Genomic DNA, 21,710 nt, shown 5'->3' with positions numbered 1-21,710 from the left:
GCGATCTAACTGCAGTTATTTGCTTTGCCAAGAGTAGGAGTAGCAGGGCTTGGTGAGGCCGTGTGCGGTATCGCACAGCGAGTGCCTATCGCACACCCCCCAAAGAATCAGGAGGAGGGGCAAGACGCTGCTTCTGACCACGCCACAGTAGAACCAGAGATTTGGCGCGGTGTTTGCTTATCTCAGAGGGTATCTGCACGAGTCCGGAGTGAGTCTTCGGCGAGAGTAAAGTCGTGCTAGGCAAGCAAGTACCTCGTATCTAGGGTGAGTCAGATGAAAGCTCTTTGTGCTATTGATGGCTCTGCAGGTAGCGATGCTGCGGTCCAAATGTTGGGGCGGCTTCTTTCGGAGGATGATCTCGTCATTTTCTACTATTCTCCTCCAGAGCTGACCGTTCATGGGCAGTCAGTTCCCGACCTAAAGCTTGTAGAACAAGCAAGAGCGTCGCTGGCGGAGAAAGTGTTCGAGCATGCCCGGGAACTTCTTCCACAACAACTCTCAGAACATTCCATTGCCATCACGGGATTGCAGAAGCCCCGCTTAGGCATCATCGCTGCCGCGAAAGAGCACCGACCGGACTTAATTGCTGTAGGTGCTCGTGGCACAAATCGCTTAGGCCTGCCTAGGATAGGAAGCGTGAGCCGAGCAGTTGTGCATTCCACAGAGGTTCCTGTCTTAATTGCTCGACCGAGTCCACATGATCAGTCGGCTCCTCTGCGAGTTCTGTTGTGCTATGACCGAATTGATGAAAACAGAGATGCTGACGCACTATTGGGACGCCTCTCGTTTCCCAGCAATACTGAGGGTCGCATTCTACATGTCGTCGAGTCGCCTTTTGTCGATGGCATCCCATCCTGGATCGAAGAAGAAGCTCGGGCCGCAAAGCACGACCCAATTGCCAAGGCCTATATTGAGGAGCAGGACGAAAAGTTTGAGGAGCTCCGGCAACAATTGACAGACCATTGTCGAGAGTTGCCCTCCGCATTCTTGACTAGTCAGCCGGCTGTACTAGGAGGTAGGGCTGGGGCGAAGATCGTGAAGTATGCCGAGTCGGAGGAGATGAATCTGGTGGTGATCGGAGCCCACCACACAGGGGCTGTCATGAGGGTTCTTATTGGTAGTACTTCCGAACATGTCTTATCCCATGCGAATTGCTCGGTACTCATAGTCCCTCATCATGACGTCCCGTAAGTCAATGACGCCATGCGAGGTCGCAAAATCTAATCATGCGAAACTGAGCTACGAAAGCGACTGATGTTTGAGCGGGCTACTCGATTTGTCCACCGTCGTCGAAGCGACTGTTCTTCTCGCCCGGTTCAGTGGCCTTGGCTTGGCTCTTTAGAGTAGACTTGCCTTCCAAGGCACGTGGCATTTGAGTGTGTCGTAGATGGCAAATACTGCCCTCCGTTCGCCCTCCTTTTCTGGGCCGACTCTGTTTAGTGTTAGATAAGTGTGAAGAGCGTTTGAAGAGTGCGGTGTTTGCGGTTGAACGGTGTAATACGCATTCCGATCTGAAATAGCGCGTTGCTAGCTTTCAAAGGCCACTGCGTGACAACAGTTTCCGAAAAGTGCTAGCCGTCAGTTCAGATTGGAATGCGTATGAGTCCGATACTTAGTGATAGCCCTCTCTCCGCTGGAGAAAGCGTTGTTGGTGCCAATGTCGGAATGCGAGAAATGGCACCACGCTTAGCCGATCTAGTAGAACATGCGAGCATTGGCAGCCGCCGCTTAGAATGGGGCGCATGTTGGAGTCCAATTGCGAAGGACATAAGCAGGTTAGTGGGGATCTAGGAACTCGCTACTGTCTCAAGCGGGAGCGCCGAAAACTTCAATAACGCATCCACTTCGACGGGGACGGTGACGACTTCTCTCGCGCTGAGTTCACCGCGGAGGATGCGAACATCTCGCGGGGCTGCAACGCCCAGCCGCACCCGACCGGGCCCAATCTCCAGTACTCTTACTATGATATCTCCAGCGATTGCAATCTCATCCCCTGGTTTTCGGCTAAGTACTAACATGTTTGTCATCCTGACTTAAAAAGGTGTGCGCTCTCTGCGTAGGCAAACTGGACGGAACACTAATCCTACGATCGACGCGGCGTTCGCGGGTTCCGAAATCGCAAGAGTGCCAGGAACCGTTTGAGACGGTTCCTGGCGATTATTCCTCCCTCTAACTATTCCGATAGGCGTCGCTTCCGCAACAATATCAGACTCGACATTCCGCCGGCTACTAACACCAGCGAGCTTGGCTCTGGGACGGTATGAATGACCGCGGTTAATGCAGTGACGCTACCGAATTGTGATTTCCAAAAGGCTAAGTCACTGCTATGAATTCCATTGGGTGAGCCACCGCGCTGCCAGATGAGAAAGTCGTTGCCATCAACGTCATTGTCCTGGTCGAAATCGCCAGTCAGAAAAAAGTTGGAGAGCGTGACCCGCGAGGTGTTAGGCGCGCCAGCCCCGTATCGAACACGAAACGAACCACTACCGTCGCTGGTCGTTAACCGATTGCCGCTGGCTACGTTGTCGAAGCTGCCTGTTAAGGTTGTATTGGAGCGCAACACGGCAAAGGATTGAGCATGCGAGGGGATAAACCCGTTAATCAGGCTCAAAGAAAGCAGGCCGTCAAGACTAAGCTGCGCTGCCCCCGCCTCGGTCACGTAATCGTACTGCGTGCCTTGAGTGAGCCCACCGATTTCAAACTCAAAGATTGAATTCGGACCAACGGACAAGTCCCCTGCTATAACCAGCGAACCAGCCGATAATCCCGGCGAGATGAGACCGTTGCTAGCCACGTCGCCCGTGATCGTACCGGTGCCAGTGAGAGAGCCGCCCTGGATATCCAGCGGTAAGCCGGCTGTCACAGCGCCGCCTTTAAGCTGCAAGCTTCCGGCTGTTTGCGTGTATTGGCCAGCTAGATTCAGTCTGCCAGAATTGACGCTTATCTTTCCCGCATTGTGGAACACGGTGGAGATGTATGTCTCTGTGCCGACACCACTCTTGTTGTAGATACCCGTGGCGGCGTTAGTGAAGCGGGGCCGCGAACCGCCAAAATCTTGCAAGACGATATCGGCCTCGTCGGTCGCGTTGAACGTGCCGTTGTTAGTCCAGGTGGGAGCTAGGCCGTCATCTCCCGGGGCGTACATGTTAAGAGAACCACCACTGAGCGTAGTCGTGCCGTTGCTGACCACTTGGCGCCTGTCGGTCAGGTACTTTTCACTTTCGTTGAGCGTAGTCGTGCCCGAGAGCGTTGTTGTGCCGGTACCGGTGAGTTCGCCACCGCTCCAATCGAAACCGCCGTTGAGTGCCATATTGGCTGATCCGCCAAGGCTGCCGGAGCTTAAAGTCACAGGGACTGCGATGGTTCTAGCAGAGCCATTAATACCGAGACTTCCCCCCTGTACGAGCAACTGCCCAGCAGCGCTCAAATTCAACGCCCCATCGACTGTAACCGTGCCACCGTACACGCCCACGTTGCCTGTGCCACTGATGCTCGACGTGGCGGAAAGAGTCCTGTCGCCGCCGTAAAAATTCAGTTCCGTACTCGACGCGAGCGTGTAGCTGCCACTATCGGCGCCGTCGTACAGGCTGAGATACCCCGAGTTGATATGAACGGTCCCCGCGTTGTGGAACTCGGTGGAGATGTATGTCTCTGTGCCGACACCACTCTTGTTGTAGATACCCGTGGCGGCGTTAGTGAAGCGGGGCCGCGAACCGCCAAAATCTTGCAAGACGATATCGGCCTCGTCGGTCGCGTTGAACGTGCCGTTGTTAGTCCAGGTGGGAGCTAGGCCGTCATCTCCCGGGGCGTACATGTTAAGAGAACCACCACTGAGCGTAGTCGTGCCGTTGCTGACCACTTGGCGCCTGTCGGTCAGGTACTTTTCACTTTCGTTGAGCGTAGTCGTGCCCGAGAGCGTTGTTGTGCCGGTACCGGTGAGTTCGCCACCGCTCCAATCGAAACCGCCGTTGAGTGCCATATTGGCTGATCCGCCAAGGCTGCCGGAGCTTAAAGTTACAGGTCCGGCCATGGTAAATGGTGCCGTGTTGAAAATAGCCCCACCACCACTGACGGTGATTGTGTTGGGGGCGGTGAACGTCCCGTTGACGTCGATGCTGCCGCCCTGGGCGAGCAGTTGCGCAGCCCCGCTCATGTTCAGCGCGCCGTTGATCGTGACCGCACCACCGTAAACGCCGATGTTGCCCGTGCCGCTAATGCTCGACGCAGCAGTGAGCATTCTGTCACCGCCGTGAAAGGTCAGTTCTGTCAGCGGGCTGAGTGTGTAGCTACCGTTATCGGTACCGCCACCCACGAGAGCGAGAATACCGCTATTGACATTGACGGTCCCCGCGTTGTGGAACTCGGTGGAGATATATGTCTCTGTGCCGACACCACTCTTGTTGAAGATACCCGTGGCGGCGTTAGTGAAGCGGGGGCGCGTGCCGCCGAAGTCTTGCAAGACGATATCGGCTTCGTCGATGGCGTTGAACGTGCCGTTGTTAGTCCAGGTAGGAGCCAGACCGGCATCCCCCGGGGCGTTCACATAGAGATCGCCACCGCTGAAGTTGGTTGTGCCGTTGCTCACCACTTGGCGCCTGTTGGTCAGGTACTTGGCATCGCCATTGAGCGTAGCGGCTCCTCCCAGCGTTGTTAGGCCGGTGCCGGTGAGTTCGCCACCGCTCCAAAGTGTGGAATTTAGCACGGTCAAGTTCTGCGTGCCAGCGATTGCACCGCCATTAAGCGTGAGTTGGTCGAGGGTTATATTTTGATTAAGAGCGGGCGTCCCAGCACTAATGATCGCGTGAAATGTGTTGGTCGTACCATTGTTGGGAAAACCTGTCGGGGCCCATTGGGCGTTGACCGTCCAGTTGGCGTCGGCTCCGTTCCAAGTTCTGGTTAGCAAGGCTGCCTGAACGGGATCGGCTACGAAGCTGCCAATAGGCACTGCCAGTGCAAACGCAACGACAACCAAGGGTACATGGTGAACGATATATGGCATGAATCGCATGCGTATCTCTCCTAAAATCAGGGAAAAGTTGAGCTCTAAATGGGGCAAATACATGGCTAGGAGGTTGTAAAGCTCTCACTTGGTGAATTGCATGAAGGAGAATGGCAAGTATCGAATTATGGATGCTTCCCGGTGGACCATTTCTCCCTCAAGCCAAATCTACCTACGTCGTTTCCGCAACGGTATCAGGCTCGATAACGCGCCGGCCAGCAGCATCAGCGAGCTTGGTTCTGGCACGACGGTAAAGCTAAAGTCGTCGAAGAAATTCTTGCCGCCAACGCCGGCATTCAGTCCGTCTTCAAGTTGCCACCGGATTTCCGTAAAGTTGCCCATCGCTTGACCCATTGCTGTGCCGGTGGGCACGATATTCGTCCAGATACTTGCAGAGACGTCAAAGTAGTCCATCGCGAACGTGTCGGCCGTTAGGTCGAGGTCAAACCGTACGCCATCCCAGTTGGTTTGGTCCGCCACAATGCTAGTCACATTCCAACTATTCGAAGGACTATCGCGCCATGTCACCGTGTTGTCGCGGCTGTAGCCCCATTGCAAACCGATATTGCCGGTGCTGTCGAGTAGCGACATTGTGAATTTGTCTGCGATCGAACCACTCGGGTCAGGCACCGAATCGCCCGGGTTGGGGCAGAAGTACAGTCCGACTTGCAGCGGTCCCGAGGTCACGCTGACCGGGGCGACGCCGCCGAAGTCGAAGGTGTCGAGTTTTGAATCGTAGACCAACGGACCCGTCACGCCCAACGGCGTGTCGTTGCGAATCGCCAGGCTGCTATTATCGGTACGACCGGGTCCGTGGTTGCCAACAACGTAAGCAGCCAAGGCGCCCGTTCCGGTATTAGGGTAAGGGGGAGTTCCCGAGATGTAGTTAACCCGATCGCCGATGTTACTGAAGTACCCGCCAACCGTCTTTTGCACTGACCAAAGCCCAGAATCAGCCACAATCTGGTTGGGGCCTGAACCTCCGCCCGCGTTCGCACCGTACTGTCCGGCGTCGTAGTAGCTCACGTCGCCATAGACCAAACCGGATTGCACATGATATCCATCGCTAGGTGCAAAGCTGCCGAGATAGGCCTGAGCTGAAGTAGTAAGGCACAGGCCGGCAACCATTGCGGCGAAGAATTGTAAGTACTTCATTAGGTTCTACTCCCGAAAAAGGGTGTGAAAACAAACGACATCTCATTGTGGTTCGAGTAAGGTCCTATCGAAGCAACGCACCTGAGCAATCCTCCGAGAGTTGCCATCAACATTCCTTGAGGCGACTATCTTGCATTACCCTACGAGAGTAGAATAGCTGCTTCGCCCACCCTGACTATTCCGCTAAACAGCGGGGTGAAGCGAGAGGAAGCTTTCCTGAGTGGTCTTGCCGATGGACTTTACGGTCGAGGATATTGCTAGCGTCGTGCGATTGGTTCGCGAAGCCAGCGATCTATGGGACGATCCACACGCCTGGCGCGAATCTCTATTGCTCGGTGCTTGCGAGCTCTTGCAAGGGAACGTCGGCACCATGTACGCGGTGGAATCCTGCGGCAACCGTCACCGTGTTCGTGCGATCGCGGTTGTAGAATTGTCAAATGCAGCTACCGCTTTCGTTCACTCCTCGATTCATTCTTCAACGGGATCAGATACCGCTCGCGAGATTGTGGAAACTGAATTCCGCGAAGTGCCCGAGATCAACCAGCTCTGTGAGGTGTATGAAGAAGTGGGTTGCGCTACGATGACACGTAGTCAACTGACGCGCGATGCGGCCCTGCTCACTTCCCCGATGTACACCGAGTTTCGCAAGGATCATGACTGCGGTGACTATTTAGTTTCGCTTCGGAAAGTCGATGTGCCGCAGCGGGCTGGGCTTATTCAAATCAATCGACCACACGGGTTGGCTCCCTTTACTCCCCGCGAAGTTGCATTACTTGAACTCTTGCACAGTGAAATTGCACCGCTGATTGGCGTGCGGCTAACCACCGAGGAGTATCTTTCGCGCGATGGACTGTCCCGACGGCTCAATGAAACGCTTAGTTTGTTGTTGGAGGGTTGTAGCGAAAAAGAGGCAGCCGTTTCGCTCAAGATCAGTCCGCGCACCTTGCATGACTATGTGACCATGCTTTACAAGCACTTTAAGGTCACATCACGCGCGGAACTACTGGCCTATTTCATCCATCGCCGACCTGAGAGAAGGCTAGACGGCCCTGTTCGCCGAACATCGAAATAGAGGCGAAGTTTCCACTTAGTATCCATTTTCATTCGATCGCGGAGAGGTTGCAGCATCGCCCCGACACCGTTGATCAAGTCGCCCTGCACCTCGGTAGTGATTCAGAACGAGGTTCCCTTAGTCTCGCAGCGTCACGTACGCAACGGCATAGCAAATTCATTGCCAGAAAAGGTCTAGGTAAAGTCCATCGTAGTCGATGAGGCAGATCTAGGCTCAACGCTGTCCCAAAAGGGAATATCGCAATTATTAGCTGCAGGCATTACCCGGAAACCAACCCCTCGACCAAAGTCGGATCAAGATCTTTCACTTTCACACGTCGTTTTTTTCGCTCTTTCTTCGGCACGAGATCGCGCATCGATTCGAGCTTGCCGTAGCAAAGAAGCACGTCTCCCGATTCGAGTACCGCGGTGCAGATTTAATACCACTACATCCTTACTGCGCAGTCCCGATTCGACAATGGTCTCATGCGAGGTCGCAAAAGCAAATCATGCGAAACTGAGCTGCGAAAGCGACTGATGCTTAAGCCGGCTATTCGATTTGCCCACCCAGAGTAGAAGCGACCGTTCGACTCACCCTGTCCACTGGCCGAGGTTTGGCTCTCCTAGGTAAAAGGTGCGCGGCATTCACGGGGCACTTACATGGCCTGCAACTGCGCTAGCGAAGCAATTTCCCGGCAAACCCAATGCAAATAGCTGCTTCGCTAGGACTTGAACCTAGTTTCGTGATGTCGAGCTCTTACTGACATCGAGGTCGTCGATTCACTGCCACTTCCCAACAAACAGGCGGACAACTGCCAATCTGGTGCTCTGCCTGATATCCCTTTACTCGCTATCAAGAGCTTGTGAGATTTCATCCGACACGTCTTCTAGATGAGCAAGAGTGACTGGACTTAATTCTTTGGAATCAGACTTGAGCAGGAAGATGATTCGACTTTGAATGGTCTTGAGCGATTGCCTGGCGAGACTGCGAGCTTCATTCGGGAAAGCCTGGGCTTTGCCGTCGAACATTGCAAACGACTTGGACGGCGTCTTCGTTTTGCTTTCGCTCTCGACAATGGCCCTGAGATATTTCACGTGGGTTCGCTGAAGGTTTCGGCGAGTCTTAGGCAGAGCCAGTGCGTCAGGTTGTAGCTCCTCAGTTTCAGGCAGCTTGTCCTGTACTTCAGCCCAGATCGCATTGTCGAAGGTGTTGAAAATTTCCTGGAGTGTGAGGGGGTTCTCCCCGGGAAGTGACAACGCCTCATTGCTTTCGACCAGTCGCATTCGCTCGCCGGAACCTAACGTTTCAGCAAAAGCAATTTCCTGAATGGCTTGAAGATGCTCAAAATACGGGAGGCCGACTCTTCCCTCGTAGTCCCGTCCATCAGCGCCCCAATGCGTCCACTGCTCGGTAGCGAGTTTTCTCAATAGCTGGGGACGCAATGGAACCGGTTGGTCGATGAGTATTCGTTCCGACAGAAACTTAAGTGCTTCCCGCTGTTGGTCGCTGGCCACGGGGACGATTGGATCGCGTGCCCCTGGTGTGCCACGGCTATCATGGCTGACTTGGCGTCCCCCAATGAAACGAGTGGCGAGAAAAGCAGCATCACCGTATTGGCGTAGCAGCAGCATGACGGCCGAACGAAGGCGCACCCAGGACTCTCCTTCTTGTATGAGCTCATCATCAATCTTGGCTAAGGTCTCTGTTGCCAGGGCGACCCTGTGCTTGGCAAAATTCAGAGGGTCAGCACCTAGATCATATTGATTAACGTAAGGGTCATGGGCCGACTGATAGTCTTCGTCTGAGGCGTATGCCAGCTGGGGCTCCGCAGAACGGGCGGCGATCTTAGCTAACTCGGCCGATTCCTTTTCGGGAGCGAAGGGCTTGTAAGCATATTCAATCGCCCAGTAGTCGTAGGGGCCGAGAGTCGTTGTGGCATAGTCCCCTTGCTGTTGATCGTGAAGTGCCAAGTTGAGGGGCGCATAATCCATCACGCTACCGACGAGGCCAGAGCTGGAAGTGAGTTGCTTGTCATGCATCTGGGAGAGGGGATGGAGGTTGCTCCCTTTGAAATTATGTTTGAGTCCCAAGGAGTGGCCGACTTCGTGCATAATCACAGCGCGGATCATTTGTGCCACCCCCGCATCGGGTAGGCCCTTCTCAGTGCTTACGATGTCTTCAGCCGACTCATGCCCCCCGGTCGCAGGACTCTTCTTAGCTTGGCTCATCACAGCCAACGCTAATTGATTGCTAAGAGTTGCGGTATGCTGGCATGATCGGCAACCTGCGCTAGGGTCGCCTTCGATTGAACGCTGCGTGTTGGGCGAGCCGTAGCCATAATGAGCGGCCATAATAGGGCTCATGACATCGCCCTCAAGGCGGCGGTGCGCATTCGTGCTATCTGAGTCATTTTCATCACCGTCGTTGGGTAAGGTGCCCGCGAGGTAGGCACGCCTATTTTCCCAATAGCGAACCCAGCTAGAGTCGAACAAAATGTCGCCATCGACGATTTCCCCTGTGATCGGATTTGTACGGATGTTGCTCATGGCATAGCCGTGCGGAGAAGTTACCCAGCGAAAAACGCAATAATTGAGGTCCTCGGGGTCAAACTTGTCCTGCTCGCCTTGCCAACGAACGACGAGTGCTTGGCGGAAACCAATTTTCTCGAAGGCCTTGTTCCACTCCAAGATGGCAGCTTTCACATGGGGGCGGTACTCCGTCGGGACCGTGTCTTCGATCCACCAAACGATCTGCTGTTTGGGGAGCGAGATCTCCGCCGTTGGGTCGGCTTTCTCAAGTCTCCAGCGGGCAATTTTTCGATCGAAGAGACTCTCCCCTGGGGGAGCACTGAAGTTTTTTGTAGCGCAGACAAAGTGGCCTAGACGAGGGTCGGCTTTCCGAGGGCGGTAACCGCCGGCGGGCAGCTTGGCGAGGCTGTAGTGCAGGACGAGAGTGATTCCGCGCGAGTCGACATAGCCAAGATCTCCATTGATACCGTTACCGGCATCGAGCGGGCTTTCGCTAAACGTCACTTCCACCTGTAGTTCGATATTGTTGGGGAAGCCTTTGACACTTTTCCAACGTGAACGCTTGCTGTCTACGGTTCCCGGCTTCAAGTTGGCGAAGTTCGAGAAGTAAACGTCACTCAAGTCGACTAAGATCGCATCGTCTGGAGCATCATCGCTAACCAGATCGAGCACCATGAGCGTTGAGTCGAGATAACTATTGCGTACCGCTTTAGCCAACGGTGAGGTTTCATCAGCCGTGTAGCGATAATTCTTGCGTATCAAGTGGACCTGGTCTCCTTCACGTCGAAAGGCGAGTATCCATTGCTCATCGAAGTTAAAGGCCTTTCCCGCAGCTCCGCCACCTTGGGCAACTGAAATTGGCGCAAGCATAGGTCGATCAAAATCCCCCGGCTTCAGCGCTGCGTAGAGATGACGATCGTCGTGATAGAGATCAAGCAAGCCGGGGATGTGCTTGGCATTCTTCGTGACTTCTTCGAACGGCTTAAAGCTAGAATTGGAACTCTTTTTTGGACTCGGTTCCTCCATCGCCGCCTGCTTCTCTCCCATTTCCCTCTCCTGCTCTTTTTTTACTAGGGCAGGAGCGCAGCCCACACTACTTACGGCCAGCATCGTAGCGAGCAATACTAGCCCAATGAAAAATCGGAGGTTCTGTATCACGCTTGGTTTTGTCATGAGAGCGAATTGGCAGTAGTTCAAGATTCAGTAGCGATCAATTTGTATTTTGCAATCAGTTCGTGCGCATTGCTTTTCTAGTATAATTATCACAATGATTTAGGATCTCTCGAATGACATCTCATTAGGTACTTCCCATGCGCAACGAAATAATCATCGTCTCCGGCCTGCCTCGTTCGGGTACGTCGCTGATGATGCAAATGCTCAATCGCGGCGGGATCAAAGCACTGACGGACGAAATGCGCAAGGCTGATGAAGACAACCCACTTGGGTATTTCGAAGTCGAGAGAGTGAAACGCTTGCAGCAGGATGCGTCTTGGCTACCCGAAGTTCGTGGGAAGGCGATCAAAGTCATCTCGCAATTGTTGTTTTCGCTCCCGGAGACAGAGAATTACGCCGTGATTTTGATGCAACGCGAACTTGAAGAAGTCTTGGATTCTCAAGAGGCGATGCTCGCAAGGCAAGCGATGAAAGGTGGTGGAAATCGCGAACTGCTCAGCAAGGCATTTACGACTCATTTGACCAACCTAAGCACCTGGCTGCCTGAGCAAGAGCACTTGCGAGTGCTGCCGCTGAACTATGCGGATGTGGTTGTCGATCCCCAATCCGAAGTGGCGAAACTGAACGATTTTCTGGAGGGACGATTGGATTGCTCGGCCTGTGTCGAAGCGGTCGATCCGGAGTTGTATCGCAACCGATCTTCCTAGGGGGAGCCTCCCTGAGGGGAGTTCTCTGAATTATTCTCTTGTGACTGGTGGCTCAGCCTCGCTCCAGGGCCAGGCAGTGGTAACGGATCTTCTGGGATCTCAATCGTGTTCTCCTCGGGACCACAACCTGTCGTGGCAATGATTCCGATGCATAGCGAGAAAGCCAAAAAACAAGAAGCCCAGCCTGGATAAATACGTGCGGTCATCAACTAAAATCTCCACGAGGTACTAACAGCGAGACTCCCCTGCAAGTATCCGCTAAAGGACGCTCTCGTCAACGAGCTCTTCCCCTTGAATGGTTGCAAGCGATTGAAAGATAAACATTTCTATGTCTTTCGTGAGCGTATGAACTGAACCATCAGCATTGCAAAACTGGACGATATTTCCGGAGTGCAGTGAACCATAGTAGGACCATTTCGTTGCATATTGTGCTCCAGCCTTGTTTTCTACTGTGACATTAAGGCCGAGAGCCGCGGGAAGCGTCCCAAAGCCAGCCCACGCATTGCCCTGGGTAAAGCCATCGTGGTTGCCTGGCACAAATTCATCGGGTATGGAAACACCGTAGTTTCCAGGGGCTTCGCCGAACATCAGAGTTTGCGAAGTACCATCGGTAATTTGCCCGATGCGGGTTTTTGATCGGACACCAAAAACTCCTGCGAGATCGCTACTTACGTTCCGGTTTCCTGACCCCATATCGTAGACGAGATTTGGACTAACAGGGCCCCAGACTCCGGAGTTGCCCATGTAGTGGGTCAAGCCCAACTGAGTCTGAAGAGGATCCCAAGCGGCTGACTCCAGAGCTAGGAACCCCCCCTTCAAGATGCCATACGTCTTGTCGAGAATAGCGTTTCGTGGCGACTCCGATGGACCGTTAGGACATAAGAATGCCGAGAGTCGTGCCTGTGCAATCGACCAGGCATTCGTGTCTACATTATAGTTCTTGTCGCGGCTGTCGATACCGAGGTCCAAGGTGGTCGTGAATCGATCGAAGACACTCCCGGCCTCCATGTAGGGGAGCAGGAATACGAAAACTCCGGTGAGTTGGTGATCACCTTTTGAGTCGCTTGGGGACTCAGGCTTGATGAAATTGGTACCGGCAAGATACCCAGGAGGCATGTGTCCATTTGCCGATTCGTAGTTGAGCGCGGCGAGCCCAATCTGCCGTAGTTTGTTTGAGCAGGAGGCGCGTCGAGCCGATTCCCTTGCCGCTTGCACCGCAGGCAGCAACAGACCTACCAGCACGCCGATAATGGCGATGACGACTAATAGTTCGACGAGTGTAAAACCGTATTGGTTTCGAAGGGGTGAATTCGGTCGTTGACAACGGGGCATCGTATCTTTCGACATTATCGTTTTCCTCATTATGCCAAGACTTTGTTTGCTCTGAGTTCGGCTCGCATCGCATTGTCTGTTTGGCCAAGATTTCGGTAGGCCTTGGTGAGTGCTCGATGAGCAGCAGTCATTCTTGGGGCCTGTTTTACGCAAAGCTCCAAGGCTTCGACGGCTCCCACATCGTCACCCAGCGCGAGTCGCGCCTCGCCGATGACTAGGTGCACACGGGGTAGCTGATGAATCAATTCTGCGGCGGAGAGGCCATAGTCCAGCGCCTCGTCAGGTTTGCCAAGTTCCAACTGAGCACGTGCTATGCCGGCTAGGGCTAGGGCGTTCTCGCTATCAATCTCAAGGGCGATCTCAAATGCGTCGACCGCACGAGGGTAATCCTTCACACCAAGGTAAACCTCTCCCAGCTTATTGTGTAGCCCGGGAAGCCGCGACTCCGTCTTAGCTACCTGATTGAGGTGCACGAGTGCGGCTTCGGAATTCCCATCAGCGTACTCAAGTGTCCCCAGCATCATGTGCATGCGGGGCGTATCAGGTTGCTCCGCGGCAAGCTGCTCGAGTATCAAACGTGCCTGGTCTCTTTTGCCGGTTCCCAGGTGGCACGAGGCAAGCAGCAACTTCGTTCCCGCGGAGCCTCTCGTTTGATCATTTAATTGCATGAGGACTTTAATCGCATCTTGGAATTGATGGGCGTCGACCAGCGATTGAGCCAGTGAAAGTTGGTTGCCCTCGATGGTTTTTGAGAGGGTCTCGGAGGAATCCTCTCCAGCGTTCTCAATATAACCGAGATCGGCCAATTGCGCCAGCATCGCCTGTGCTTCGGCCGGATCGACTAGGGTTTCCGGTGGATGCAAACCGGCTTCTCCCTCAATCTCTTCCCAGCTTTCGATGCGGGAGATTGGCTCGGGGTCTTCAAGCATTTCTGCGAGTACCCGGCCTGGCATGTCGAAAGCCGCCGGCAGGCCGAGCAACTGCAAGACCGTAGGAGCAATTTCCAGTAGGCTTGCTCCGTAGGCTCGACTGCCCGATCTAATGCCAGGACCATTGGCAGCAATGATGCCGAACGGGCGATGCCACTCCACGGGCCCCGCTTTCCCCTCGCGCGGATCGGGCCGGAGTTGATCGTTGTAGTAGCCGTGATCAGACATCAGGATGACTGCGGTGTCATCGCCGGCGAACTTCAAGAGCGCATCCAATAGCATGTCATGAAAGCGGTAAATCGCGTTCATGCAGTGCTGGTAGGCGTCGTACTCTTCTTGAGAGACTTGCTCCATCTTGGGTGGGTGGCAGTGCATGAACTCGTGGCCACAGCGATCGATCCCTTCATAATAAATGGCCGTAAGGTCCCAGTATGTCTCGGTCATCAAGTGCGTGGCAACGGCGTGGATTGTGGCCGTCTGGGAGATCAAATGCTGGAGCTTGCCCAGTCGATTGGGCAGCTTTCCGCTTGATTCCTGCTGGGCAATTTTTGCGGCATCGGGGACAAAGGGGAGAATCGCACTGGCATCGATCTCGGCGGGCAGCACCCTGAGCCTAGCCAACTCTTCCGCCATTTTCTCCGGATGGATCGCACCTTGAGGAACCGCTGCTGAAAGCCCTTTGCCGAGATGCGAGTTCTCAAACTGATTGGAGGCTACCACCCCGTTGATCGGCTCTGCGGGGTGCGACGCGTACCACCCGACCACATTACTCCGCAGGCCGCACTGCGTGAGAATGTTCCAGAGGGCCTTGCACTTTCTCGTCGTGCTGGAGGTGGGACGCACGCCGGTCCCTTCCGCATCAGGCTCAGTGAATCCGAGTACTCCGTGCTGTGCGGGCCGCTTACCGGTGGCCACGGTATTCCACAACATGGGGGAAAGGATGGGGCGCAACGTGGCAAGATTACCCCACGCGCCTTGCTCAATGAAGGAGGCCAATGTCGGCATGAGCCCCTGGTCGATCAAGGGCCGAATCATTTGCCAATCGGCAGCGTCCCAGCCGATCAGAAGTACGCGTTTGGGTCCGCCAGCTGCTTGTTTTCGCTGGATGTTCATTCGCCCTGCTGCGATCGTCTCCGACGCATCCATGCCAAGCCGCCCGCTCCGGCGGCCAGAAGGCCAAGCGTCCCCGGTTCAGGAACAGAACCTACCGCTGGCTGGCTACTCGAGCCAGATCCATATTCCAGCTGCCAATCTGCGAGATTGCTGCCGTTGTAGGGCATACCAAAATCGCGTTGCCAAACGAGGAAGTCTTCGCCATCGACATCGCTATCTTCGTCGAAATCGCTCAGATAGGCTGGCGCGCCACTATCTCCTACGACAATGCCAACGCCCGTTTGATCTTCGAAAGCCCAGTCTTTGATCGTCAGCGTGCCCGCGGCGTTATCGACGTCGATTCGCATCCACGCGTAGTAGAGGTCATCGGGTCCAATGGGAAAGGCGAACCCGAGATACCCATCGGTGATGCTAGCGAACTCTGCGTTCGGATTGACTGTTCCATAGGCGAGTGAACCGACGAATTGGTCTCCCAGAGAGGAGGCGTCGATCAGCGTTCCAGACGTCAGGGCGGAAAAGTACGAAAGTCCCGAACCGCTATCGACGAAGCCAACTATCTTGCCTGGGGCATAGGGTACCGTAGCACCTTGGTAATTCCCGCCACCGAAGACGTAGTTCTTCAGCACGATGTCCGGATAGTCGCCGTCGAGGTTAAAGTCGATCGGCTGGCTACTTCCTTGTGGTACGTCGATCGGTCCGGTGAAGTACTGAACTGCAGCGTTGGATTCCGAGGAGCTAGCTGCAACGACCGCACTGGCGGCCAAACTGTAGGCAGCGCGCCGCTTGCTACGGGAAGGAGGCATTTGCTGATTCGACATCTGAAAGCTCACTACGAGTTACGTTGCTTTGGTGGCCTAGGGCACTGATACCTAGATATTGCGGCACGAAGTACAAGCAACGAAACTGCTCGGGTTCTTCGGGCCTGTTGATTCTGCCTTTGCTAGGCGATGACAAGAAGCAACCGTTGGAAAATTACCTGCTAGGCATTCGGCTGAGATCTGCGTCGCATTGCAGTCAAACCCAAAGCGCCTGCGGCCAACAGCCCCAATGTGGACGGTTCGGGGATCTGACCTGCGGCGATTCCGACCCCCGGCTCCGCTTCGTAGGCCCAGTCCTTGATCAAGAAGGTGCCTGCGGCATTGTCGACGTCGACCCGCACCCAGCCAAAGTGATTCACCGCATTGATTGGGAAAGAGAGCCCAATGTACGCATCCGTGACACTGTCGAACTGTGAGTTGGCGTTGTTTCCATAAGCCATCGAGCCAGTGAAGCTAGGCCCAACCGTGGTACCGTCTATTGGGTCGCCGATACTGAGAGCGGAAACGTAATTCAAGCCAGCATTGAAGCCGACAAGCTGACCTGGAGCATAGTTAACGGTTGCCCCCTGATAGTTGCCGCCAAAGACGTAATTCTTGAGGAGAACGTCGTTGTAAGCATCGCCATCGAGGTTGAGATCCTGGGCTCCAAGTTGACCAATCGCGATATTTTGTATGCCCGAGTAGACAGGTGCAGCCTCAACATCTGAACTTAGTCCTACGTTTGCCGCACCGGCGGCCAACGAGTAGGCGGCAGTGCGTTTAATCGACTTCCATTTGGAATTTGAAAGGCTGTCGTCTTCGGTAGCAGCGCAGCAGAGTTCTTGAGAGTTCATGAGCAGTTCTTGGCAATGGAGAGAGGGGGGGGATGTCTTAAATAATTCCCCACCCAAAAAAGCTGAGACTTACCGCCAAGAAGCCAGCAGGGGGGGGGGGACTACAAATCTATCGTAGCAAACCGGAGTATAAGCAGCCTTTGTTGATTGGTCAAATAATTCTACGCCTAATTTCCCCCCCCAATAAAGCCTTGTGGAAAGCCGCTTAGCCTACGGGAGCTGAGACACGTGTAGAGAAGCAGGGATAACGAGCAGAGGATTGTTGGTTCCGGAACGACTTGGCTTGCCGGTTGGCCGGCCAACGTTCCATAGTTCTCCTGCCAATCAGAGAGATGGCTCGATGTGTAAGTAGGCCCAAAACCAAGCTGCCATTGCAGGAAATCAATACCATCGACCTGGTCGTTCTCGTCGAAATCGCCAGCCGTACTGCTGGCCTCCAAGGCGAGACTTAATTGATAAAGCTGCACGGCATTGGTAGATCCAGCTACCCTTACGAAGTATTCCCCCGCCGCAGGTAGTAGCAAATCGAGTAGCGATTCGGCTTGCCCCAGTGGTGCCGAGTTGGCTGTTCCCAAAAGCTGAGTTCCTCCGCCGTCAGTTGCTCGAAAGACTTCCAGCGTGAGGTCGCTTTGTTGCGAAGATCGCGTCACGGCATAATTCCCTACTCCGGTGGGCCGTTCAAAGTAATTGGGGCCAGTTGGGGTAATCGTCACATCGACCGTCGCCGCTCCGACGGTTGTGAAGGTGAAGTAGTCAATGTCGCTTGTATTGGCGATGCTGAGAAAGTCACTCTCGGTGGGCGATACTCCCGTGGTGAAACCCGCGTCGTAACCCAGGGCGACTGTCTGCCCGTCAGCTAGTACCCCCAGGCTGGAAGCCGTTGCCGTGGAATTGTTCGGCTTGGGGCCATACGTGTCGCGTTCTAAGACATCCCCGTAAAGCTGATGAATGCCCCGGATATCGTCGATTTGTGGGCCGTCAAAAGTATCGTTGTACGCCGGTTCCAGCAGAAAGTTGGAGGTGTTGGAATCGACATGAGCTAAGCCAAACGAGTGTCCAATTTCATGCGTCAGCGTGTTCCGCAGATTGATAGAGTTGCTATTCGTGCTGCCGTAAAAAATCGAGTCGCCGGTGTCGATCGTGATGTCGCTGTTTGGTATGAACCCTGCCTGGGCACTCGTGCCGCCCTGGCCGTCGAGGAAGGTTCCTCCTAAGCGGATATCGCCGCGTGTGTCCAAGAGTCCGAAGAAATTCCCGTGAATCGCGCCATCGTCGTTAGGTTCGTACTTGAAGGTGAGGCCGCTCAATTCCGTCCAGCGATCAAACGAGGACTTCACTAGATCGTCGAACCAGGGGCGATTCTGCAAGTCGGTGCCTCCGTCGCCTGCTCCGTAAAGACCATCGAAAAAGGCGACCAGATTGCTCGGGTTACGCCCGGGAATGGTCGTTCCATCTGGCACGATGCTCCACGTTAATGTGGCCGGAGCGCCGGTCACTCCTGTAGAGCTTTGAGTAGCCGTACTCGTCCAGCGCCCATTGGAAACGAAGGCCCGAGAAGGCTCCGGGGCTGCTAAACACAGGAGACCTAATAAGACGACTGCAGGCAAGCGAGTGAGTTTATGTAGTTTCAACCGCCTAAACCTAACTGGGAAATGCTTTGTCGGGAGCAGGTCGAACAAACCTGTGCGTCTAGAATGGTATTACGATGGCGTCTGTTCGTATTCTACTATTCAGCGGATGGCAATCAAGCGAAACGCCGTACGAACCTTGAATCTAGGAACAGCAGCCGAAGCTGCTCGCGGAATGAGCGGGCATCGGATGGAGCATGATGAAACCCGTAGTGGCCACCCCCACCAGGGATAGCTTGCTCCTTGGGCTTTGCCCCAGAATCCTCTCTCGACACTGGGTAAATGTTACCTAAGGCGAGTGGCAACTTAACGAATTACACTCATGCTTGTGACAAGAACGACTATAAGCTGCTGTGCAAACCCGTTCGCCCTGTAAAAAACAATGCGAAAGAGCTGCCTCGCTAGGACTTGAACCTAGAACGACGGAATCAGAATCCGCTGTGTTGCCAATTACACCACGAGGCATCGGAGGCCTGAGAAAGCAGGCCCTAAGCTGCGCAACTCTACGTCTGGGGATCGATGACGTCAAGGCCGCGAAACGGGTCGAACACGCGAAATAGCTGCTTGCGGCTTAGCCGCCTCACCGGCTTTGACAAAGTTGCCCGCTACCTTGGCTCTAAGGTCGGCCCTTGGTTGCTGTTTTGAGTTGCCGGAAGTAGGATTGCAAGTTCCCAGGAGCAAGATCCTCGCAAGTTGAGAGTAGTCTGATAGGAGTAGCGGGAGCCTGGGCCTTACTACAGATCGACATTAGAGGCATGCGTCTCACATGAGTTCTCTGACGATTATTCAAGGTGGCGAAGTAGGGCGGATGTTCGAACTCAAGGAGGGCGAGTCGAGCGTGGGCCGAAGCCCCGAATCGGATGTTGTCGTGGACGTTGCTGCGGTGAGTCGTCGCCATGCGGTCATCGAGAAAAACGGAGGCAGAGTCCAAGTCCGCGATTTGGGAAGCCGCAACGGAACCTACGTGAATGGCAGTCGCGTTATAGAGCGAGCCGAGTTGCGAGAAGGCGACCAAATGGTCATTTGCGATGTGGTATTCGTGTATGGCCGATCTGCCGACGATGCAAATAAGCGGACCTACACCGGTTCGCTTCTATCGCCTGCACCTATTGCTGATGACAACCAGGGCTCGAGTGTCTTGGCGACCCTCGATGTGAGTCGCGGCGCTTCATCAGCATGGCAGGTTTCTGCGAAGCCAGAAACGCAATTGCAAGCGATCCTGGAGATATCTAGCAACTTAAGCAACACTCTCGACGTGCGAGAGATTCTCCCGCGTGTGCTGGATAGTCTCTTCAAAATATTTCCACAGGCTGATCGCGGGTTTGTGATCCGCCGCCCGGATCCGGAGGGGCCACTTGCTACTGTGGCATCGAAGGCTAGGCGTGGCGATGGCTCAACCGATATGCACATCAGCAACACGGTCGTCGAACAGGCGATGCAGTCGCAGCAGGCGCTGCTCTCGGCCGATGCAGCTTCCGATGAACGCTTTAGTATGGCGCAATCGATTGCCGATTTTTCGATCCGCTCTCTGCTGTGTGCGCCAATGGTAAGCAGCGAGGGAGAATCGCTTGGCGTCATTCAAATCGATACGCGTGACCAGCGTAGTCGCTTTACCGATCAAGACCTGCAGGTGCTTGCCGGCGTTGCCAACCAAGCGGCCATTTCCATCGATAACGCTCAGATGCATGAGGTGGCGATCAAGCAGCGAGCCTTGCAGCGTGACCTGGAAGTTGCGCACCAAATGCAGCAAGCCCTGCTGCCAACCAGTTCACCCGATGCGCCGGGCTACCACTTTTTTCAGTATTACGAGTCGGCCCTGCAGGTCGGGGGTGACTACTACGATTACGTTCAGCTACCCGAGGGTCGGTTTGCGGCGGTCGTTGGCGACGTGGCGGGCAAGGGCGTGTCGGCGGCGATCCTCATGGCGAAGCTTTCCAGCGACGTGCGATTCTGGTTGGCTAGTGAGGAAGACCCAGCTAAGGCACTGTGCAAAATCAACGAGGCATTCTCGCGTCATGGATGGGACGACCGCTTCGTGACGATGCTTGTTGCCGTTGTGGACCTCGCTACCAACGAGCTGACCCTGGTCAACGCGGGCCACATGCCTCCCATGTTGCGAGACGCTACAGGAAAAGTACAGGAAGTGGGCGGCGATCAGGCAGGCGTGCCGCTCGGCGTGATCGACGACTTCGAGTTTGATTCGTACAAGCGGACGCTCGAGTCGGGCGATTTCTTGACGATCTTCACCGACGGCTTTAGCGAGGCGATGAACTCACGTCGCGACTTATTCGGTATCGAGCGCCTTCAGGAAGCGCTCGAAGACAGTAGCGTAGCGTCCGATGATTTAGGCCCGCACCTGTTGAAGAAGGTGCGAGAATTCGCTGGGGACTTCCCCCAAAGCGATGACATGTGCCTGGTTTGCTTAGGCAGAGAGTGAAGCCGCTGGCGTTCTCTTTATCCGCACGAGGCGTAGCTTGCGGGCTACTCTTTTCTCTTGCGTGCTACCAGTTAACGCTAAGTTGGTTGTCTACACGTGTGACACCATCGACGCGTCGCATGATTTCCTGAGCCATTTGTTTTTGGAAGAAGCTGTTGACGGCACCTTCCAACTTAATCACACCATTGAGCGCTTCGATTCGCATTTGGCGATCAGAAAGATAAGGGCTCTTGTCGATAGCGACTTGGGCCCCGTTTTGGAGGGCCCCATCGAGCAGTGTGACGTTTTCAGCGGTTTGAGCAATGGTGGCTGGCATGGCGACGGTGGACATAGATTTTTACTCAGGCAGGTGGGGAGATTTTGAGAGCGACGTCGTTGCGTCAAGCGGGGACACTCAAATATTGGTGATATTAGGTGCCGACGCCGGACGGTCTTGGCGATTGCAAGCAAAATTTCCGTAGTACCGCGTCGGAAGGTGCGGGATTTGACGATCATACCGCTTGGCCGGCAGGCCAGATTCCCTGTGGGGCGGTGCCCAGCGTTGCCGGGTACACGCTAAGCCAATTCGAAGCAAGCCGTTGGAGCCCACGGGCTTTCTTACCTCGGGCTCGAATGCTGTTGCCTTAGATAGCCCGGTCACTTCCTCATGCGCGAGTTAGCGAAACGTAGGATTTCAATGACTTTGTCAGGTATCGGCAGCAAGGTACAATCTCTTAATGCCACCTCGTAAGTCAGCAATCTCTAACGTATTCGCCGTACTTGGAAACGGAGTCGCCTGCTTTCTGCTCTTCCTGATGCTCATTCCAAACATTGAGGCAGGCCGCACGGAGGCACGTCTGATATCGGCATACAATCGTGTTTGCGAAATTAGTAGAGCACACCAAGAGACCCCATCACGTGAATTGTTCGTGATGCACGATATTCCTGAACTTGACCCTTGGGGGCAACCCTACAGGCTAGTAGATATCGGTGGCAATCGAGTCAGAGCCTTATCATCTGGACCGAAC

Annotated in this window: 14 protein-coding genes and 1 tRNA gene; 4 read left to right on the top strand and 11 right to left on the bottom strand. The window is 54.6% G+C overall.

Annotated elements, in window-relative coordinates; genetic code table 11:
* Positions 1-273 precede the first annotated feature (273 nt).
* The gene (locus HG15A2_RS16920) at positions 274-1,191 is read left to right on the top strand and encodes a universal stress protein (RefSeq protein ID WP_145061599.1); all 918 of its coding nucleotides are present in this window, start codon (positions 274-276) and stop codon (positions 1,189-1,191) included.
* A 596-nt stretch (positions 1,192-1,787) separates the two neighbouring features.
* Here the strand turns inward: HG15A2_RS16920 and HG15A2_RS16915 are convergent.
* The 3 genes from HG15A2_RS16915 to HG15A2_RS16905 form a co-directional block, all read right to left on the bottom strand.
* Positions 1,788-2,018 (bottom strand): carbon storage regulator, encoded by a 231-nt coding sequence (locus HG15A2_RS16915; protein WP_145061597.1) that lies wholly within the window; start codon positions 2,016-2,018, stop codon positions 1,788-1,790.
* A 155-nt stretch (positions 2,019-2,173) separates the two neighbouring features.
* Entirely contained in the window at positions 2,174-5,008 is a 2,835-nt protein-coding gene (locus tag HG15A2_RS16910) for a PEP-CTERM sorting domain-containing protein (protein ID WP_218932039.1), read from the bottom strand.
* A gap of 159 nt (positions 5,009-5,167) precedes the next feature.
* A complete protein-coding gene (locus HG15A2_RS16905) occupies positions 5,168-6,154 on the bottom strand; it encodes a PEP-CTERM sorting domain-containing protein (protein ID WP_145061593.1) in 987 nt (328 codons plus the stop codon).
* A 232-nt stretch (positions 6,155-6,386) separates the two neighbouring features.
* Between HG15A2_RS16905 and HG15A2_RS16900 the strand changes: the two genes are divergently transcribed.
* Positions 6,387-7,226, top strand: coding sequence for a helix-turn-helix transcriptional regulator (locus HG15A2_RS16900; RefSeq protein ID WP_145061591.1), 840 nt, complete (start codon positions 6,387-6,389; stop codon positions 7,224-7,226).
* Between the two features lie 821 nt (positions 7,227-8,047).
* Here the strand turns inward: HG15A2_RS16900 and HG15A2_RS16890 are convergent.
* Complete coding sequence (locus HG15A2_RS16890; protein ID WP_145061589.1) at positions 8,048-10,906, bottom strand: zinc-dependent metalloprotease; 2,859 nt, start codon at positions 10,904-10,906, stop codon at positions 8,048-8,050.
* Positions 10,907-11,043: 137 nt separating this feature from the next.
* Between HG15A2_RS16890 and HG15A2_RS16885 the strand changes: the two genes are divergently transcribed.
* Complete coding sequence (locus tag HG15A2_RS16885; RefSeq protein ID WP_145061587.1) at positions 11,044-11,613, top strand: sulfotransferase domain-containing protein; 570 nt, start codon at positions 11,044-11,046, stop codon at positions 11,611-11,613.
* Between the two features lie 258 nt (positions 11,614-11,871).
* On the opposite strand, the gene HG15A2_RS16880 is transcribed toward HG15A2_RS16885, so the two are convergent.
* From HG15A2_RS16880 to HG15A2_RS16855, 6 genes are all read right to left on the bottom strand, one after another.
* Positions 11,872-12,960 (bottom strand): DUF1559 domain-containing protein, encoded by a 1,089-nt coding sequence (locus tag HG15A2_RS16880; protein ID WP_218932038.1) that lies wholly within the window; start codon positions 12,958-12,960, stop codon positions 11,872-11,874.
* Positions 12,961-12,974: 14 nt separating this feature from the next.
* Positions 12,975-14,987, bottom strand: a complete 2,013-nt coding sequence (locus HG15A2_RS16875; protein WP_218932037.1) for an alkaline phosphatase family protein — start codon at positions 14,985-14,987, stop codon at positions 12,975-12,977.
* Positions 14,984-15,790 carry a PEP-CTERM sorting domain-containing protein gene (locus HG15A2_RS16870; protein WP_218932036.1) on the bottom strand — a complete coding sequence of 269 codons (807 nt, stop codon included), beginning with the start codon at positions 15,788-15,790 and terminating at the stop codon, positions 14,984-14,986. The genes HG15A2_RS16875 and HG15A2_RS16870 overlap by 4 nt, the downstream gene beginning before the upstream one ends.
* A 176-nt stretch (positions 15,791-15,966) precedes the next feature.
* Positions 15,967-16,638 carry a PEP-CTERM sorting domain-containing protein gene (locus tag HG15A2_RS16865; protein ID WP_145061579.1) on the bottom strand — a complete coding sequence of 224 codons (672 nt, stop codon included), beginning with the start codon at positions 16,636-16,638 and terminating at the stop codon, positions 15,967-15,969.
* A gap of 167 nt (positions 16,639-16,805) precedes the next feature.
* A complete protein-coding gene (locus tag HG15A2_RS16860) occupies positions 16,806-18,269 on the bottom strand; it encodes a matrixin family metalloprotease (protein ID WP_218932035.1) in 1,464 nt (487 codons plus the stop codon).
* A 390-nt stretch (positions 18,270-18,659) separates the two neighbouring features.
* Positions 18,660-18,731, bottom strand: a tRNA-Gln gene (locus HG15A2_RS16855).
* Positions 18,732-19,032: 301 nt separating this feature from the next.
* Here HG15A2_RS16855 and HG15A2_RS16850 point away from each other — a divergent pair.
* A complete protein-coding gene (locus HG15A2_RS16850) occupies positions 19,033-20,703 on the top strand; it encodes a SpoIIE family protein phosphatase (RefSeq protein WP_145061575.1) in 1,671 nt (556 codons plus the stop codon).
* A gap of 64 nt (positions 20,704-20,767) precedes the next feature.
* On the opposite strand, the gene HG15A2_RS16845 is transcribed toward HG15A2_RS16850, so the two are convergent.
* Complete coding sequence (locus tag HG15A2_RS16845; RefSeq protein WP_145061573.1) at positions 20,768-21,034, bottom strand: BON domain-containing protein; 267 nt, start codon at positions 21,032-21,034, stop codon at positions 20,768-20,770.
* Between the last annotated feature and the right edge of the window lie 676 nt (positions 21,035-21,710).

This window comes from Adhaeretor mobilis (assembly GCF_007741515.1).
Classification (GTDB): domain Bacteria; phylum Planctomycetota; class Planctomycetia; order Pirellulales; family Lacipirellulaceae; genus Adhaeretor; species Adhaeretor mobilis.
This window is presented reverse-complemented; position numbering and strand designations above follow the sequence as displayed.

Coding starts and splice junctions, on each gene's coding strand:
- HG15A2_RS16920 (WP_145061599.1), top strand. CDS start 274: ATGAAAGCTCTTTGTGCTATTGATGGCTCTGCAGGTAGCGATGCTGCG.
- HG15A2_RS16915 (WP_145061597.1), bottom strand. CDS start 2,018: ATGTTAGTACTTAGCCGAAAACCAGGGGATGAGATTGCAATCGCTGGA.
- HG15A2_RS16910 (WP_218932039.1), bottom strand. CDS start 5,008: ATGCGATTCATGCCATATATCGTTCACCATGTACCCTTGGTTGTCGTT.
- HG15A2_RS16905 (WP_145061593.1), bottom strand. CDS start 6,154: ATGAAGTACTTACAATTCTTCGCCGCAATGGTTGCCGGCCTGTGCCTT.
- HG15A2_RS16900 (WP_145061591.1), top strand. CDS start 6,387: ATGGACTTTACGGTCGAGGATATTGCTAGCGTCGTGCGATTGGTTCGC.
- HG15A2_RS16890 (WP_145061589.1), bottom strand. CDS start 10,906: ATGACAAAACCAAGCGTGATACAGAACCTCCGATTTTTCATTGGGCTA.
- HG15A2_RS16885 (WP_145061587.1), top strand. CDS start 11,044: ATGCGCAACGAAATAATCATCGTCTCCGGCCTGCCTCGTTCGGGTACG.
- HG15A2_RS16880 (WP_218932038.1), bottom strand. CDS start 12,960: ATGTCGAAAGATACGATGCCCCGTTGTCAACGACCGAATTCACCCCTT.
- HG15A2_RS16875 (WP_218932037.1), bottom strand. CDS start 14,987: ATGAACATCCAGCGAAAACAAGCAGCTGGCGGACCCAAACGCGTACTT.
- HG15A2_RS16870 (WP_218932036.1), bottom strand. CDS start 15,790: ATGCCTCCTTCCCGTAGCAAGCGGCGCGCTGCCTACAGTTTGGCCGCC.
- HG15A2_RS16865 (WP_145061579.1), bottom strand. CDS start 16,638: ATGAACTCTCAAGAACTCTGCTGCGCTGCTACCGAAGACGACAGCCTT.
- HG15A2_RS16850 (WP_145061575.1), top strand. CDS start 19,033: ATGAGTTCTCTGACGATTATTCAAGGTGGCGAAGTAGGGCGGATGTTC.
- HG15A2_RS16845 (WP_145061573.1), bottom strand. CDS start 21,034: ATGTCCACCGTCGCCATGCCAGCCACCATTGCTCAAACCGCTGAAAAC.